The organism is Citrobacter sp. RHB20-C16, from assembly GCF_013890155.1.
Classification (GTDB): Bacteria; Pseudomonadota; Gammaproteobacteria; order Enterobacterales; family Enterobacteriaceae; genus Citrobacter_A; species Citrobacter_A amalonaticus.
This window is the reverse complement of sequence record NZ_CP057630.1, coordinates 3,124,397-3,140,663: the sequence shown is the minus strand read 5'-3', so window position 1 is coordinate 3,140,663 and position 16,267 is coordinate 3,124,397. Positions and strand designations below refer to the sequence as shown.

The following is a 16,267-nucleotide window of genomic DNA, read 5'->3' as shown; positions in this document are numbered from 1 at the left end:
TTTTGGATGGATAGCATTTTCACATGGTTTCCGAAACTAAAACCACAGAAGCGCCCGCGTTACGTCGCGAACTGAAGGCGCGTCACCTGACGATGATCGCGATTGGCGGTTCTATCGGTACAGGTCTTTTCGTGGCATCTGGTGCCACCATTTCCGCAGCGGGTCCAGGCGGTGCGCTGTTTTCCTATATTCTGATTGGCCTGATGGTGTACTTCCTGATGACCAGTCTGGGCGAACTGGCGGCGTATATGCCGGTGTCCGGTTCGTTTGCGACCTACGGTCAGAACTATGTTGAAGAAGGCTTCGGCTTCGCGCTAGGCTGGAACTACTGGTACAACTGGGCGGTGACCATCGCTGTTGACCTTGTGGCGGCACAGCTGGTGATGAGCTGGTGGTTCCCTGATACCCCAGGCTGGATCTGGAGTGCGCTGTTCCTCGGCGTCATCTTCCTGCTGAACTACATCTCGGTCAGAGGTTTTGGTGAAGCGGAATACTGGTTCTCACTGATCAAAGTGGCCACTGTGATTATCTTCATCATTGTTGGCGTTATGATGATCGTCGGTATTTTCAAAGGCACTCAGCCGGTGGGCTGGAGCAACTGGACGACGGGCGATGCGCCGTTTGCCGGTGGCTTTGCGGCGATGATTGGCGTGGCGATGATTGTCGGTTTCTCCTTCCAGGGGACGGAACTGATTGGTATTGCCGCCGGTGAATCTGAAGATCCGGAGAAGAACATTCCGCGTGCGGTGCGTCAGGTGTTCTGGCGAATCCTGCTGTTCTATGTCTTCGCGATTCTGATTATCAGCCTGATCATTCCGTACACCGATCCGAGCCTGCTGCGTAACGATGTGAAAGACATCAGCGTCAGCCCGTTCACGCTGGTCTTCCAGCATGCCGGTCTGCTCTCTGCGGCGGCGGTGATGAATGCGGTGATCCTGACGGCGGTGCTGTCGGCGGGTAACTCCGGGATGTACGCCTCAACCCGTATGCTTTACACCCTGGCCTGCGATGGTAAAGCGCCGCGTATTTTTGCGAAACTGTCTCGCGGCGGTGTTCCGCGTAATGCGCTGTATGCCACGACGGTGATTGCCGGTCTGTGCTTCCTGACCTCAATGTTCGGTAACCAGACGGTGTACCTGTGGCTGCTGAATACTTCCGGGATGACGGGCTTTATCGCCTGGCTGGGGATTGCCATCAGCCACTATCGTTTCCGTCGTGGGTATGTTCTGCAAGGGCATGACGTGAAGGATCTGCCGTATCGTTCCGGCTTCTTCCCGCTGGGGCCGATCTTCGCGTTTGTTCTGTGTCTTATCATCACGCTAGGCCAGAACTATGAAGCGTTCCTGAAAGACACCATTGACTGGGGCGGCGTGGCGGCAACCTATATTGGTATCCCGCTGTTCCTGATTATCTGGTTCGGCTATAAGCTGACCCGCGGGACTCACTTCGTACGTTACAATGAAATGCACTTCCCGGAACGCGTGAAGAAATAGTCGTCACCGCATGAATAAAGCGATAAAAAAGCCTCCGTTGCGGAGGCTTTTTTTTGGGAGGGACTCAGAAGTTGTACGTCAGACCTACCGTATAACGACGACCATCGAGAATGGTGTCATAGGTATCGTAATCAATCTGTTTATCCAGCGCGTTATACACCCCGGCTGTCACCAGCAGGTTTTTGTTCGCGTTGTAACGCAGACCGACATCAACCTGCGTATAGGACGGTGTGCCCTGCGACATTGAGGTGCGGCTCAGGTATTCAGACGTTTTACCGCGGAAGTTCAGACGGCTCCAGAAGCCGACGGTCTCCGTTGCCTGCCAGTCCAGCGTGGTGTTAAACATATGCTTTGGCATTTTGTTTAATGGCTTGCCTTCAAACTGGCCGCTCTTCTGTTCTGACTCGGTATAGGTGTAGTTAGCCGTCCAGTTGAGGTCGCGGGTCATCTTCCAGCCGAATGTGGATTCCACGCCACGCATGTTGGCTTTATCGACGTTCACGCGATCGCTGACAAAATCATAGCTTTCGCTGCCAATCGTACAGGCCGGATCGGCGCTGCTGTTGCAGCGACGGACTTCGGTGATCTTGTCTTTGAAATCAGTATTGAACAGGGTGATGCCGGCATTAAGGTTATCGCCGTTATCCCACAGCAGTCCCAGCTCTTCGCTCAGGCTCTTTTCCGGTTTCAGATCCGGGTTGCCGACAATAATGCCATTCAAACGACCGCCACCGGTTACCTGACCCCAGTTTGCGGAGGATTGACGCAGATCGGGTGCGCGGTAGCCTGCGGAGACGCCACCTTTTAAGGTCCATTGATCGCTCAGATGCCAGACGCCATAACCGCGCGGCGTCCAGTTGTCGCCGTAGTTTTCGTCCTTATCCATACGGATCCCGCCGGTCAGGGTAAAACTATCGGTCATCGCCCATTCGTCTTCTGCAAACAGCGCCCAGCTCCAGCGGGTCAGTTTATTCAGACCGTCAGCCGCTTCCAGTTGGTTGCCGTTATCGCGCAGTTTTTCATAACGGTACTGACCGCCCAGCGTCATCGTATGGGCGCCGAGGAAAATCTGGTTCTGGTTATTGAAGATCGTGTTGTATGACTTCATCTCACGACCCGGGTTGTGGGTCTCTTCCTGCTGGATATAGCTGGTGCTGTTGAAATCATCGTAATAGCCGCTGTGCGTCAGTGAATACGTGGTGTGCTCATAGCGGTTTTCACTTTTCGTGTTTGGCTTACAGGTGCCTTTCCGGCAGGTTTCCTCGGCCATCGATTTACCTGGCGTACTGTTGCGATCCTGCAATTCACGAGCGATATCAAAATCGATGTCGTTCTTATCATCCGGTGTAAAGTTAAGGGTCAGACCGCCGTTACGCAGGCGCTGCTCATTGTAACCGTTGACGATCTGATCTTCCGCGCGGCGGGACAGCAGTCCGGTGACTTTCGCACCCAGCAAGCCGTCGATCAGCGGACCAGAAGCATAGGCATTGGTCTGGAACAGATCGCCGGAGTCGCTGTTTTCCTGGAAAGTAGCGTCACCGTGCAGAGAACCGGTCCAGCCTTTGGTGTTAGAGACTTTTTTGGTGATCACGTTAATCACGCCGCCCATCGCATCGGATCCGTACAGCGAGGACATCGGGCCACGGATGACTTCGATACGCTCGATGGACTCCAGCGGCGGCAGCCAGCCCTGCTCGATCCCAGAATTATCGCTGTTCGGACGCGTACCGCGAGTGCTGATGCGTTTACCGTTCACCAGGAACAGCGTGTATTGCGACGCCATCCCTCGGATGCTGATATCACTGCTGCTGCCCCCGCCTGTGACGACTACGCCAGGGACATCTTTCAGTGCATCGGTAACGTCACGATAAGCTTTGTCTTCAATTTGCTGTTTTGAAATAACCGAAATTGAAGCTGGGGCGTTCTGGATCTTCTGCTCAAATCCCGTCGCGGTAACCACAACGGTATCCTGATCGGCAGCATGAACGAGCGATGGGAGGCATGCCGCGCTGACGACGATGGCAATAGCCTTAACGTGAGGTATAGTCATTTTGTCATTCCATTAAACGAATAAAAACCGCGTGCCATGTAAAAGGCCATGACAACTGTATGTGTTTGTCTTTTAAGAACTCTTAGCGGTAAAGAAGCGGGGGAAATTGTACAAAAGAATGAATATTTGTAAACACAAATGATAATTGAAATCATTTGCGTTTGTTTGGTTTGTAAGGAAAAACCTTTTAAGTCAATAAGATAGCGGAACGTAAATGTGAGGAAAAAATGAAGAAATCATGGAGATGTGGAGAAGAAGAAGGAGGGCGCATTGCCCTCCTGCGGTTATTTCATCAAATGTTCGGCATGGAAGCGCAGATGATCCTCAATGAATGAGGCAATAAAGTAATAGCTATGATCGTAACCAGGCTGAATACGCAGCGTCATCGGCCATGCGGTCTGGCGTGCGGCTTCAGCCAGAACCGCGGGTTGGAGCTGATCGGCCAGAAACTGATCGCTGTCGCCCTGGTCAATCAGCGTCGGGATGGCGTCTTCCGGCTGGCTGGCGTACATCAACGCACAGCTATCCCATTGCGCCCATGCGGCGCGATCCTCGCCGAGATAGGCGAGAAACGCTTTTTCTCCCCACGGGACGCGGCACGGGTTAACGATGGGGGCGAATGCAGAAACGCTGGTGTATTTGCCTGGATTTTTCAACGCCATGATCAGCGCACCGTGACCGCCCATGGAATGTCCACTGATCGCGCAGCGATCGCTGACGTTAAAATGCGCCTGAATCAGCGACGGGAGTTCGTCCCGCACGTAATCATACATGCGGAAATGAGCAGCCCAGGGTTGCTGCGTCGCATTGAGATAAAAACCGGCCCCCTGACCAAGATCATACCCCTCATCGTTGGCGACCTGTTCACCGCGCGGACTGGTATCCGGCATGACTAAAACGATGCCTAATTCAGCCGCGATACGCTGCGCACCGGCCTTAGTGGTAAAGTTTTCATCATTACAGGTTAACCCGGACAGCCAGTACAGAACCGGCGGAGGGGTAGTATCACGAGGGGGAGGGAGAAAAATGCTGAACGTCATTGCACAGTTCAGCGTGGTGGAGTCGTGACGCCAGCGTTGCTGCCAGCCTTCAAAACAGCGGTGCTCTTCGAGCATTTCCATGCGTGGCTCCTTGTTATGTTGAACCTGAATGTGTTCGCAAACTCCCCATAATACAGATAATTCATGGCACTGTGAGTAACTTTCACTTCCGCATCGCGCAGACTTGCTTCATCATTGAGCACACGTCGATGTAACCCTTCCCGTCCCCTTTTACGAAACGTGGTTTGAAAGGCAACGGCGATTTCAATAATTATCGTTGTGAATACTGGATTATGTGCGCGGCCTCACGCACAATAATCAGGCTGTCAACAGCCTACAAACTTTGCCCCACGCAGGGCAGAGGCGCCACACCTGCAGGAGAAGAATAAATGTCATCACTCAGTAAAGAAGCGGCCCTGGTTCATGAAGCGCTGGTAGCGCGAGGGCTGGAAACGCCGCTGCGCCCGCCCGTGCATGAGATGGATAACGAAACGCGCAAACGTCTTATCTCAGGCCATATGACCGAGATCATGCAGTTGCTGAACCTCGACCTGAGCGATGACAGCCTGATGGAAACCCCGCATCGCATCGCCAAAATGTATGTCGATGAGATTTTCTCAGGCCTGGATTACGCCAATTTCCCGAAAATCACCGTCATTGAAAACAAAATGAAAGTCGATGAGATGGTCACCGTACGCGACATCACTCTCACCAGCACGTGTGAACACCATTTTGTGACCATTGATGGTAAAGCCACCGTGGCCTATATCCCGAAAGAGTCGGTGATTGGTTTGTCGAAGATCAACCGCATCGTCCAGTTCTTTGCCCAACGTCCGCAGGTACAGGAGCGTCTGACGCAACAGATCCTGACCGCGCTGCAAACTCTGCTGGGAACCAATAACGTGGCCGTATCGATTGATGCGGTGCATTACTGCGTGAAAGCACGCGGTATTCGTGATGCCACCAGTGCAACCACCACCACCTCGCTTGGCGGTCTGTTTAAATCGAGCCAGAATACGCGTCAGGAATTTTTGCGCGCGGTCCGTCATCACAACTGATTAAGGCAGGAGCTATGGAGCGTAATGTCACGCTGGATTTTGTCCGTGGCGTCGCCATCCTTGGCATCCTGCTGTTAAATATCAGCGCCTTTGGTTTGCCAAAGGCGGCTTACCTCAATCCCGCCTGGTACGGAAATATCACGGCTTCAGATGCCTGGACATGGGCCATTCTGGATCTGTTCGCGCAGGTAAAATTTCTCACTTTGTTTGCACTGCTGTTTGGCGCGGGCCTGCAAATGCTGCTGCCGCGCGGTAAGCGCTGGATCCAGTCCCGCCTGACTCTGCTGGTGCTCCTTGGTTTTATTCATGCCTTGCTGTTTTGGGACGGCGATATTCTGTTGGCCTATGGGCTGGTGGGGCTGATCTGCTGGCGACTGGTGCGCGATGCACCATCGGTGAAAAGCCTGTTTAACACCGGCGTGATGCTCTATGTGGTCGGCATTGCCGTTCTGCTGCTGCTTGGCGCGATCTCCGGCAGTGAAACAAACCGCGCCTGGACGCCGGATGCGTCTGCGTTGCTGTATGAACAATACTGGAAGGTGAATGGCGGCGTGGAAGCCATCAGTAATCGGGTCGATGCCTTATCGAATAGCCTGCTGGCGTTGGGCGCGCAGTACGGCTGGCAACTGGCGGGTATGATGTTGCTCGGGGCGGCACTGATGCGCAGTGGCTGGCTGAAAGGGCAGTTTCGTCTTTCGCATTACCGACGCAGCGGTTTTTTACTGATCGCCGTGGGTCTACTTATTAACCTGCCTGCCGTGGTCGTACAGTGGCAACTGGAGTGGAGCTATCGCTGGTGCGCGTTCTTGTTACAGGCTCCGCGTGAGCTTAGCGCACCATTTCAGACGCTCGGCTATACCGCGCTGATGTTTGGTTACTGGCCGCAGTTAAGCCGCAGCAAAATCGCTCATGCGATTGCCTGTGTCGGGCGAATGGCGCTGACAAATTATCTGCTGCAAACCGTGATTTGCACCACGCTGTTTTATCAATTCGGCTTATTTATGAAATTTGACCGACTGGAACTGCTGCTGTTTGTCATCCCGGTGTGGCTGGCAAACCTGCTTTTCTCCGTGATCTGGTTACGATTCCTGCCTCAGGGCCCGATGGAGTGGCTCTGGCGGCAATTAACCCTGCGAGCGTCAGGGACGTCATTGTCCCGTACATCCAGATAACGATCTGGATCACAATCATTAACAAAATGGATGTAAGCGCTTTCATCGCTGTGACCGCACTCACGTAGTCCTTTTCCCTCCGCTGACAAAATAGCCGCCAGTTATGCAGCGAGTGGCTGCAATTCCAGACAGGGTAGTGAATATGATCACCATTCGTGATGTGGCGCGTCAGGCAGGCGTATCGGTAGCGACGGTTTCCCGCGTGTTAAATAACAGCGCGCTGGTCAGTCCTGATACGCGCGAGGCGGTAATGAAGGCGGTGACGCTGCTGGGCTACCGGCCAAACGCCAATGCCCAGGCGCTGGCCACGCAGGTCAGTGAAACCATCGGCGTGGTGGTGATGGACGTGTCCGATGCGTTTTTTGGCGCGCTGGTGAAAGCGGTAGATCTGGTCGCTCAACAGCATCAAAAATATGTGCTGATCGGCAACAGCTATCATGAAGCCGAAAAAGAGCGTCATGCCATTGAGGTGTTGATCCGCCAGCGCTGTAACGCGCTGATCGTTCACTCAAAAGCGTTAAGCGATCGGGAACTGGGCGAGTTTATGGATCAGATCCCCGGTATGGTGCTGATCAACCGCATTGTCCCTGGCTACGCCCACCGCTGCGTGTGCCTGGACAATATCAGCGGCGCGAAAATGGCGACCCGTATGTTATTGAATAATGGTCATCAGCGGATTGGCTATCTGGCTTCCAGCCACCGCATTGAAGATGACGTCATGCGCCGGGAAGGGTGGAGCAGTGCGCTTAAGGAGCAGGGCATTGTGGCGCCTGAAAGCTGGATTGGCATCGGATCGCCGGATATGCAGGGCGGTGAGGCGGCAATGGTTGAGCTGCTGGGGCGCAACCTGCAGCTAAGCGCCGTGTTTGCCTATAACGACAATATGGCCGCGGGCGCGCTGACGGCGCTAAAGGACAACGGCATTTCCATTCCCTTACACCTTTCAATCATTGGTTTCGACGATATTCCCATCGCCCGTTACACCGATCCCCAGTTGACAACGGTGCGCTATCCCATTGCTTCTATGGCAAAACTGGCGACAGAACTCGCATTACAGGGCGCTGCGGGAACGCTGGATTTATCCGCGACCCACTGCTTTATGCCGACCCTCGTGCGGCGTCATTCGGTTGCTGTACGACAGAATGCGGCGGCGATCACTAACTTATGATTTCGCCAGATGTAACCGCTTTCAATATGTGAGTAAATTCACAGTATCTTAACATTGTGATAGCTATGATGGCACCGCTTGTCGCACTGTAACTACGATGTAACTGTGAGTAATCACTTTTACCGAGGTAAAAGCGCTTTAAGCGAAATTAAAGCCTATTTCTGGAGCGTTACCGGGCAAGGAAGAGAGATTTTTTTAAAATGAGCTTCGGCGTTTACATAACACTTCATTAACGTTTTGTCCCGCCGGGCATTTATCTTACGTACTACCCTGCATAATAAAACCGGAGTTACCATGAATAAGAAGGTGTTGACCCTTTCTGCCGTTATGGCAAGCATGTTATTCGGCGCGGCTGCACACGCTGCGGATACTCGCATCGGTGTGACAATCTACAAATATGACGATAACTTTATGTCCGTGGTGCGTAAGGCTATCGAAGCAGATGCGAAAACGGCGCCAGATGTGCAACTGCTGATGAACGACTCGCAGAACGACCAGTCCAAACAAAACGATCAGATCGACGTGCTGCTGGCAAAAGGCGTGAAAGCGCTGGCCATCAACCTGGTTGACCCGGCGGCTGCGGGCACCGTTATCGAAAAAGCGCGCGGTCAGAATGTGCCTGTGGTCTTCTTCAACAAAGAACCTTCCCGTAAAGCCCTGGACAGCTATGACAAGGCTTACTACGTCGGTACTGACTCCAAAGAATCCGGTATTATCCAGGGCGATCTGATTGCCAAACACTGGGCGGCAAACCAGGGCTGGGATCTGAACAAAGACGGTCAGATTCAGTTCGTGCTGCTGAAAGGCGAGCCGGGTCATCCGGATGCTGAAGCGCGTACCACTTACGTTATCAAAGAGCTGAACGACAAAGGCATCAAAACCGAACAGCTGCAGTTAGATACCGCCATGTGGGACACCGCAATGGCGAAGGACAAAATGGATGCGTGGCTTTCCGGTCCGAACGCCAACAAAATTGAAGTGGTTATCGCCAACAACGATGCGATGGCAATGGGCGCCGTTGAAGCGCTGAAAGCACACAACAAAACCAGCGTACCGGTATTTGGCGTCGATGCGCTGCCAGAAGCGCTGGCACTGGTGAAATCCGGCGCACTGGCCGGTACTGTGCTGAACGATGCGAACAACCAGGCAAAAGCGACCTTTGACCTGGCGAAAAACCTTGCCGATGGCAAGGGGGCGGCTGACGGCACTGAGTGGAAAATCGAAAATAAAATCGTCCGCGTTCCTTACGTAGGCGTTGATAAAGATAACCTGGCCGAGTTCACTAAGAAGTAAGTTTGTGGGGCGCGATGTTATCGCGCCCTTTCATCACGCACTCTGCGAGGCCAACAAGGTATAATTATGGTCAGCACAACTACTCAGCCGTCAGGCGAATTCTTGTTGGAAATGAGCGGCATCAACAAGTCTTTTCCCGGCGTTAAGGCACTTGATAATGTTAATTTAAAAGTCCGCCCACATTCGATTCATGCATTAATGGGAGAGAATGGCGCAGGAAAGTCGACACTATTAAAATGTCTTTTTGGGATCTATCAAAAAGATTCTGGCAGCATATTATTTCAGGGTAAAGAAATCGATTTTCATTCAGCCAAAGAAGCGCTGGAGAATGGTATTTCAATGGTACACCAGGAATTAAACCTGGTATTACAACGTTCTGTTATGGACAACATGTGGCTGGGGCGTTATCCCACCAAAGGCATGTTTGTCGATCAGGATAAAATGTACCGCGATACCAAAGCGATTTTTGACGAGCTGGATATTGATATCGATCCGCGTGCGCGCGTCGGAACATTGTCCGTCTCGCAAATGCAGATGATTGAAATTGCCAAAGCGTTTTCGTATAACGCCAAAATTGTGATTATGGATGAACCGACCTCTTCATTAACCGAAAAAGAGGTCAACCATCTGTTCACCATTATTCGCAAGCTGAAAGAACGCGGTTGCGGTATTGTCTACATCTCCCACAAAATGGAAGAAATTTTCCAGTTGTGTGATGAAATTACCGTGTTGCGCGACGGACAGTGGATTGCGACGCAACCGCTGGAAGGGCTGGATATGGACAAGATCATCGCCATGATGGTCGGCCGTTCCTTGAACCAGCGATTCCCGGATAAATCCAACAATCCGGGGGAAGTGATTCTTGAAGTGCGCAACCTGACCTCGCTGCGTCAGCCGTCTATTCGGGATGTTTCCTTTGATTTGCATAAAGGCGAGATCCTCGGTATCGCAGGACTGGTCGGCGCTAAGCGTACTGACATCGTTGAAACGCTGTTTGGTATCCGTGAGAAATCATCGGGCACCATTACGCTGCACGGCAAAAAGATTAATAACCACAGTGCGAATGAAGCCATTAACCACGGTTTCGCGCTGGTCACCGAAGAGCGTCGTTCTACCGGGATTTATGCTTATCTGGACATTGGTTTTAACTCCTTAATTTCCAATATTCAGAATTACAAAAATAAAGTGGGTCTGTTAGATAACTCACGAATGAAAAGTGATACCCAATGGGTTATTGACTCTATGCGGGTAAAAACGCCAGGTCACAAGACGCAAATTGGTTCGCTTTCAGGCGGTAACCAGCAGAAAGTGGTTATTGGTCGCTGGCTGCTGACGCAACCGGAAATTTTAATGCTCGACGAACCCACCCGTGGGATCGACGTCGGTGCGAAGTTTGAAATTTATCAGTTAATTGCGGAACTGGCGAAAAAAGGTAAGGGGATCATTATTATCTCCTCCGAAATGCCGGAATTGTTAGGGATAACGGATCGTATTCTGGTCATGAGCAACGGCCTCGTTTCTGGAATTGTTGATACAAAAACGACAACGCAAAACGAAATTCTGCGTCTTGCGTCTTTGCACCTTTAAGATCAGGGGCTCCTCATGAGTGCGTTAAATAAGAAAAGTTTTCTTACTTATCTGAAAGAGGGCGGTATTTACGTCGTTCTTTTAGTCTTGCTGGCCATTATTATTTTCCAGGATCCCACGTTCTTAAGTCTGCTTAACTTAAGTAATATTCTGACCCAGTCTTCCGTGCGTATTATCATTGCACTGGGCGTCGCCGGTCTGATTGTCACCCAGGGGACAGACCTGTCAGCGGGTCGTCAGGTGGGTCTGGCGGCGGTGGTGGCGGCAACGTTGCTACAGTCGATGGAGAACGCCAATAAAGTGTTCCCCGAAATGGCGACCATGCCGATTGCGCTGGTTATCCTGATCGTCTGTGCTATTGGCGCGGTCATCGGTCTGGTGAACGGGATTATCATTGCTTACCTGAACGTAACACCGTTTATTACGACGCTCGGCACGATGATTATCGTCTACGGGATCAACTCCCTGTATTACGACTTCGTGGGGGCTTCACCGATTTCGGGCTTTGATAGCGGCTTCTCGACCTTTGCGCAGGGCTTTATCGCACTGGGCAGCTTCCGGCTGTCGTATATCACGTTCTATGCGCTAATCGCCGTGGCGTTTGTCTGGGTGCTGTGGAATAAAACCCGCTTCGGTAAAAACATTTTCGCCATCGGCGGTAACCCGGAAGCGGCTAAGGTATCAGGCGTGAACGTGGCGCTGAACCTGCTGATGATCTATGCGCTGTCCGGTGTGTTCTATGCCTTCGGCGGTCTGCTGGAAGCGGGGCGTATCGGCTCGGCAACCAACAACCTGGGCTTTATGTACGAACTGGATGCGATCGCGGCGTGCGTGGTCGGCGGCGTGTCGTTTAGCGGTGGGGTGGGAACGGTGTTCGGCGTGGTGACCGGTGTGATCATCTTTACCGTCATCAACTACGGTCTGACCTACATCGGCGTTAACCCGTACTGGCAGTACATCATCAAGGGCGGCATCATTATCTTTGCGGTCGCACTGGATTCACTGAAATACGCGCGTAAGAAGTAATCCCTTCAGGGCAGAATCAAACCGGTGCAGACGTGCTCTGCGCCGGTTTTTTTATTTGATAAAAACTAACCAGATGCCGACAAGCAGCGCGCCGACCGAAAGGCCAAAGTAGACGCCAATATAGCTCCAGTAAGCGCCAGGTTCCGCTGCGCGCTGAATTAAGCGCGGCGTTTGCGAACCTTTGACCGTTTTCTCAACGACGCCAGAGCGTAACCCTTTAATACCTTCCCGCAGGGTCCAGGCGACGATCATCAGTACGCCAATCACGATAAAAAGCGTTTTGTCTTCCATGCTTATTTTCCTTGTCTCTTTTGCAGTTCAAGCAATTGTTCCGGTGTTACGGCCGGATAGCCCTGGGCATCGTCGGGAACCTGATGCAGGGAGGGAATTGGCACTAACGGGCCGAGGAAACGGGGTTCACGTTTAAACAGATACAGATCGGCCAGCGCGCCAAAACGTGCGCCAAACTCGCGTACCCGAACCGTCAGCATATCTTTTGGCGACGGCACGGCGTAGCACTGTGCCTGAATCCCCATATGCAACGCGATAAACAGCGCGCGTTCGCAGTGGAAACGCTGGGTAATGATGATGAAGTCATTGGTGTCAAAGACTTTACGGGTGCGGACAATCGAATCGAGCGTGCGGAATCCGGCGTAATCTAACACAATATCGGCAGGATCGACGCCAGCGGCAATCAGGTCTTTGCGCATCGTCATCGGTTCGTTATAGCTTTGCAGGGCGTTGTCGCCGCTGAGCAGCAGATAGTTAACTTTGCCGCTGTTATAGGCGTTCAGCGCACCCTGAATACGGTAGCGATAATACTGGTTGATCACCCCGGTACGATAATATTTGGCCGTGCCGAGCACCACGCCAACCTGGCGGTAGGGCAGGTCCTGAAGCTCATCGTAAATATAGGGGGCAGTTTTCCAGCTCATCCAGCGATCAAGGCCCAGCACGATCAACAGCAGCAAGCCGATCAGGACCAACAGGCTGTAGAGGGCGCGCTTTAGCATGAAGAAAACTCTGTCACTGGATGAAATTTCAATCAGGCTACTGTACCCGCTGGCGAAGCGCAAGAAACAGCAGTCTGATTGGGGGGATTTTCAGCAATACGTGAAACAAGCGTAGGCCTGATAAACGTTGCGCCATCAGGTGGTTAGACCGGATAGCGATGAAAACGCCTTATCCGGCCTGTGCGCGGACGCCCTCAGACAATTAGCCCAAAAGTACGCGATCGATGTTGCTGCAGCCCAGCGCTTTCAGCGTGGCGGCGGTGGCATCCCACTGGATCAGCGGCGCGTCGGCTTTTTCCGCCAGCACCGCACGCTGAATATCGGCATAACCATAGCCGTTCAGATTCAACATAATCAGCGCGCCCTGTAGCGGTGGGATGGTCGGGTTAAATGCGGCGTTTTCGCCATAGCTTCCGCTAAAGATACGTCCATCTTTGCACTCCAGCGCTACACCGCTCGGTGACTGGCTGTACGGCATATGACTGCGGCTCGCGGCGGCAATGGCCGCTTGCGTCAGCGCATCTCCCTGAGGGGCGAAACCGTGATCTTGTTCGTCCATCAGTAGCGTTTTGATGTCGAGATCTTTCGGCCCAAACGCATCCGGCAAATAGTCGCGCAGCGTATGCGGTTCCCGACCGGGCAGGTGAATGCGCAGATCCAGCCCGCTGTTCAGTTCGTTCATAAACTGGCGGCAGTGGCCGCACGGGGTGTAGTTAACGGTGATTGCGGCGAGACCTTTCTCGCCGCGCAACCAGGCGTGGCTGATGGCGCTTTGTTCAGCGTGAACCGTTTGTTGCATCGTCGCGCCGAGGAATTCCATATTGGCGCCGAAATACCACGTTCCGCTCACGCCGCGCGCAATTGCGCCAACGTTAAAGTTCGACAACGGCGTACAGGCGCAGGCCGCCGCCAGCGGCAGCAGCGCGAATGCCAGTGCGTCTTCGTCCAGTCCCGTTGCGCTTTTAAGCATTGATACCTGCTCAGCCGTCAGCGACGCGGGGAAATGCGTATCTGCCAGAATGGGCGCCAGCGCGGATTGCAGGTTGTCCGCAAGTTGGCTAAACGCAGTGTGAAAACGTGGGTGCATGGCGTTGCCTCATAACAATGTATTGGGATCGTAGTGTACGGGCCTGTTATGGCTATATGTGTGATCTAATTCTCATTGTGTATGCAACTTATGAAACATAAATTAAAAATGCGCGACGTATCGCAAATTTTAGCCCACAACCGCGAGAATAACCGGAAACAGGAACGGGGCGATCAGCGAGGTAATAATCCCGCAAATCACCAGAGCCAGCGAACTGAATGCGCCTTCCTGATAATCCAGCTCCGCACAGCGGGCGGTGCCGAGGGCGTGGGACGCGGTGCCCATCGCCAGTCCGCGTGCGGCTTTGGTTTTAATGCGCATGGCGTTTAACAGGGTATGACCAAAGACGGCGCCGAGTATACCGACGAAAATCACGCACACGGCGCTGACCGCCGGAATGCCGCCGATGCTGCCGCCCACGGCCATCGCAATCGGCGTAGTGACGGATTTCGGTAAGACGGAGGCGGCGATTTCAGGCGTGGCGCCCATCAACAGCGCCACTGTGGTGCCGGTCACCATCGCCACAACGCTGCCAACAAAACAGATAGTAATGATTGACTTCCAGCGGGCGCGAATCTGATGCAGCTGTTCATACAGTGGATAGGCCAGCGCCACGACCGCCGGTTGCAGCAGGTCATTCAGCACTTCGCTACCTTTAAAATAGCTGTCGTAGGAGATGCCGGTCAGCAGGAGGAACGGGATAATCACCACCATCGCCACCAGCAGCGGATTCAGTAAGGGAAATTTAAACCGTGTCGCCAGTTTGCGCGCACCGAAAAAAACCGCCAGCGTCAGCGGTAAAGACCACCAGATTGACGACATCATTCTTTAGATCCTTCCTGACCCACCACTTTCCGTTCACCGTGAACCAGATGTGAACTCCAGCTCACGACCAGAAACACCACCAGCGTACTGATCGCACACGACACCACCACCGGGCCAAACTGCGCGCGCAGCAGATCGAAGTACTGCATCACGCCGACGCCAATCGGCACAAATAACAGCGCCATATAGCGAATCAGCACATAGCAGCCAGGATTCACCCATTTCGCCGGGATAATTTGCAGCGCCAGCAGCACAAACAGGATCAGCATCCCGATGATGCTGCCAGAAATGGCGACAGGCAGCAGGGACGCAATAAAAATGCCTGCATACAGACAGGCATAAATCAGCACGAAAGCGCGTAAGTATTGCCAGATGATATTCAGTGTCTTGCTCATGTTGAAATTCCTCGAAGCGACGGATTCATCATACAATTAAACTTTAAAACGTGCTATCGATCACATCATGAATTCTTAGCATACTGAACATAGACAGCGGGAACATTGGGCAATATCCCCAATACGTGATGCTAAACTTGTGCCAGCAGTTGCAGAAAACGACTCAGCGCGCTGGACGGCGTCTCATTATTGCGCCAGAACACGCCCACGCTGCCTTTTTGTTCAATCTTCGGTAGGTTGAGGATCACCAGCTGTCCCTGGCTGGCATAGCGCTGCGCCAGCCGTAAAGAAAGGATAGAGATCATATCGCTGCTTTGCAGCAGGTTAGTACTGACGTTCATCGATGCCGACTCGATGGTGTTCTCCGGCAACATCACTCCGTTATCGACCAGCGCGTTATCAATACTCAGGCGGATAGGCGTTCCCGTCGGCCAGACGATCCAGCGCCAGTGCGCTAGATCGGCCCAGCTCAGGGTGTCAAACTTCGCTAATGGATGGTGGGGACGGGCGACAAAGCAAACGGGTTCGGTATACAGCACCTGATAATTGAGCGGAAGCTGCAGTGCCCGCCCACCGACGCGGCCGACCACGACATCCACGGAACCGGCAAGCAGGTCGTGCAGCAGCGGCGTCATGACCTTTTCTTCAATGTTAAGGTGCAGCGTCGGCATCTCCACGAGCAGATTAAGGATCGCCTGCGACACACAGTCGGTCGCCACTGGCGAGCAGCCAATCTTCAGGCTCCCTACCAGCCCGCCTTCTTTAAAGCGTGCCATTTCATACTGTGAACGCTCCATGTCATTGATTAAGCGCTGGGCGTGTTGCAGCAGCAACTTGCCGCCTTCCGATGGGCGCAGGCCTTTACTGTGACGTTCAAAGAGCGTGATCCCCATCTCATCTTCGAGCTGTGACAGCCATTTCGACAGCGCGGGCTGGGTGATATTCATCATTCGTGCAACGTGCGTGAGATTCCCTTGTTCGCCCAGCGCCACCAGCATTTGCAGATGGTGCAGCTTCAGTTTTTGCGCCCAGTTTGCCATCAGCGATAACCTCCAGGTTA

15 protein-coding genes are annotated in these 16,267 nt (G+C 53.0%); 7 read left to right on the top strand and 8 right to left on the bottom strand.

The window, feature by feature from the left end; translation table 11 throughout:
• Positions 1–23: 23 nt before the first annotated feature.
• The gene (gene lysP, locus HVX64_RS15100) at positions 24–1,493 is read left to right on the top strand and encodes a lysine-specific permease (protein ID WP_044258633.1); all 1,470 of its coding nucleotides are present in this window, start codon (positions 24–26) and stop codon (positions 1,491–1,493) included.
• A gap of 64 nt (positions 1,494–1,557) precedes the next feature.
• Here lysP and HVX64_RS15095 read toward each other — a convergent pair whose 3' ends face one another.
• Positions 1,558–3,543 (bottom strand): ligand-gated channel protein, encoded by a 1,986-nt coding sequence (locus HVX64_RS15095; RefSeq protein WP_044258635.1) that lies wholly within the window; start codon positions 3,541–3,543, stop codon positions 1,558–1,560.
• 284 nt (positions 3,544–3,827) lie between these two features.
• Positions 3,828–4,664 (bottom strand): S-formylglutathione hydrolase, encoded by an 837-nt coding sequence (fghA, locus tag HVX64_RS15090; RefSeq protein ID WP_044258637.1) that lies wholly within the window; start codon positions 4,662–4,664, stop codon positions 3,828–3,830.
• A 308-nt stretch (positions 4,665–4,972) separates the two neighbouring features.
• Here fghA and folE point away from each other — a divergent pair, with 308 nt between their 5' ends.
• The 6 genes from folE (at position 4,973) to mglC (ending at position 11,887) form a co-directional block, all read left to right on the top strand.
• Positions 4,973–5,641: a GTP cyclohydrolase I FolE gene (gene folE, locus HVX64_RS15085; protein WP_043000121.1), complete on the top strand. Its 669-nt coding sequence runs from the start codon at positions 4,973–4,975 to the stop codon at positions 5,639–5,641.
• Between the two features lie 14 nt (positions 5,642–5,655).
• Positions 5,656–6,813 (top strand): DUF418 domain-containing protein YeiB, encoded by a 1,158-nt coding sequence (gene yeiB / locus HVX64_RS15080; RefSeq protein ID WP_044258639.1) that lies wholly within the window; start codon positions 5,656–5,658, stop codon positions 6,811–6,813.
• Positions 6,814–6,955: 142 nt separating this feature from the next.
• Positions 6,956–7,981 carry an HTH-type transcriptional regulator GalS gene (galS, locus tag HVX64_RS15075; protein WP_044258641.1) on the top strand — a complete coding sequence of 342 codons (1,026 nt, stop codon included), beginning with the start codon at positions 6,956–6,958 and terminating at the stop codon, positions 7,979–7,981.
• Positions 7,982–8,275: 294 nt separating this feature from the next.
• Entirely contained in the window at positions 8,276–9,274 is a 999-nt protein-coding gene (gene mglB, locus HVX64_RS15070; protein ID WP_043000124.1) for a galactose/glucose ABC transporter substrate-binding protein MglB, read from the top strand.
• A gap of 66 nt (positions 9,275–9,340) precedes the next feature.
• The gene (mglA, locus tag HVX64_RS15065; RefSeq protein WP_043000125.1) at positions 9,341–10,861 is read left to right on the top strand and encodes a galactose/methyl galactoside ABC transporter ATP-binding protein MglA; all 1,521 of its coding nucleotides are present in this window, start codon (positions 9,341–9,343) and stop codon (positions 10,859–10,861) included.
• A gap of 15 nt (positions 10,862–10,876) precedes the next feature.
• Positions 10,877–11,887: a galactose/methyl galactoside ABC transporter permease MglC gene (mglC, locus tag HVX64_RS15060; protein ID WP_043000126.1), complete on the top strand. Its 1,011-nt coding sequence runs from the start codon at positions 10,877–10,879 to the stop codon at positions 11,885–11,887.
• A gap of 51 nt (positions 11,888–11,938) precedes the next feature.
• Here the strand turns inward: mglC and HVX64_RS15055 are convergent, their stop codons facing one another.
• The 6 genes from HVX64_RS15055 to HVX64_RS15030 form a co-directional block, all read right to left on the bottom strand.
• Positions 11,939–12,178: a DUF2542 family protein gene (locus HVX64_RS15055; RefSeq protein WP_044258646.1), complete on the bottom strand. Its 240-nt coding sequence runs from the start codon at positions 12,176–12,178 to the stop codon at positions 11,939–11,941.
• A 2-nt stretch (positions 12,179–12,180) separates the two neighbouring features.
• Positions 12,181–12,900, bottom strand: coding sequence for an outer membrane permeability protein SanA (gene sanA / locus HVX64_RS15050; protein ID WP_043000129.1), 720 nt, complete (start codon positions 12,898–12,900; stop codon positions 12,181–12,183).
• A 202-nt stretch (positions 12,901–13,102) separates the two neighbouring features.
• The gene (gene cdd, locus HVX64_RS15045) at positions 13,103–13,987 is read right to left on the bottom strand and encodes a cytidine deaminase (protein WP_043000130.1); all 885 of its coding nucleotides are present in this window, start codon (positions 13,985–13,987) and stop codon (positions 13,103–13,105) included.
• A 129-nt stretch (positions 13,988–14,116) separates the two neighbouring features.
• A complete protein-coding gene (locus tag HVX64_RS15040; protein ID WP_044258648.1) occupies positions 14,117–14,812 on the bottom strand; it encodes a CidB/LrgB family autolysis modulator in 696 nt (231 codons plus the stop codon).
• Positions 14,809–15,207, bottom strand: coding sequence for a CidA/LrgA family protein (locus HVX64_RS15035; RefSeq protein WP_043000132.1), 399 nt, complete (start codon positions 15,205–15,207; stop codon positions 14,809–14,811). Before HVX64_RS15035 ends, HVX64_RS15040 begins: the two co-directional genes overlap by 4 nt.
• A gap of 131 nt (positions 15,208–15,338) precedes the next feature.
• Entirely contained in the window at positions 15,339–16,247 is a 909-nt protein-coding gene (locus tag HVX64_RS15030; RefSeq protein WP_042317990.1) for a LysR substrate-binding domain-containing protein, read from the bottom strand.
• Positions 16,248–16,267 lie beyond the last annotated feature (20 nt).

Excerpts from the sequence above, each read along its gene's own strand:
- lysP (WP_044258633.1), top strand. The coding sequence starts at position 24 with ATGGTTTCCGAAACTAAAACCACAGAAGCGCCCGCGTTACGTCGCGAA.
- HVX64_RS15095 (WP_044258635.1), bottom strand. The coding sequence starts at position 3,543 with ATGACTATACCTCACGTTAAGGCTATTGCCATCGTCGTCAGCGCGGCA.
- fghA (WP_044258637.1), bottom strand. The coding sequence starts at position 4,664 with ATGGAAATGCTCGAAGAGCACCGCTGTTTTGAAGGCTGGCAGCAACGC.
- folE (WP_043000121.1), top strand. The coding sequence starts at position 4,973 with ATGTCATCACTCAGTAAAGAAGCGGCCCTGGTTCATGAAGCGCTGGTA.
- yeiB (WP_044258639.1), top strand. The coding sequence starts at position 5,656 with ATGGAGCGTAATGTCACGCTGGATTTTGTCCGTGGCGTCGCCATCCTT.
- galS (WP_044258641.1), top strand. The coding sequence starts at position 6,956 with ATGATCACCATTCGTGATGTGGCGCGTCAGGCAGGCGTATCGGTAGCG.
- mglB (WP_043000124.1), top strand. The coding sequence starts at position 8,276 with ATGAATAAGAAGGTGTTGACCCTTTCTGCCGTTATGGCAAGCATGTTA.
- mglA (WP_043000125.1), top strand. The coding sequence starts at position 9,341 with ATGGTCAGCACAACTACTCAGCCGTCAGGCGAATTCTTGTTGGAAATG.
- mglC (WP_043000126.1), top strand. The coding sequence starts at position 10,877 with ATGAGTGCGTTAAATAAGAAAAGTTTTCTTACTTATCTGAAAGAGGGC.
- HVX64_RS15055 (WP_044258646.1), bottom strand. The coding sequence starts at position 12,178 with ATGGAAGACAAAACGCTTTTTATCGTGATTGGCGTACTGATGATCGTC.
- sanA (WP_043000129.1), bottom strand. The coding sequence starts at position 12,900 with ATGCTAAAGCGCGCCCTCTACAGCCTGTTGGTCCTGATCGGCTTGCTG.
- cdd (WP_043000130.1), bottom strand. The coding sequence starts at position 13,987 with ATGCACCCACGTTTTCACACTGCGTTTAGCCAACTTGCGGACAACCTG.
- HVX64_RS15040 (WP_044258648.1), bottom strand. The coding sequence starts at position 14,812 with ATGATGTCGTCAATCTGGTGGTCTTTACCGCTGACGCTGGCGGTTTTT.
- HVX64_RS15035 (WP_043000132.1), bottom strand. The coding sequence starts at position 15,207 with ATGAGCAAGACACTGAATATCATCTGGCAATACTTACGCGCTTTCGTG.
- HVX64_RS15030 (WP_042317990.1), bottom strand. The coding sequence starts at position 16,247 with ATGGCAAACTGGGCGCAAAAACTGAAGCTGCACCATCTGCAAATGCTG.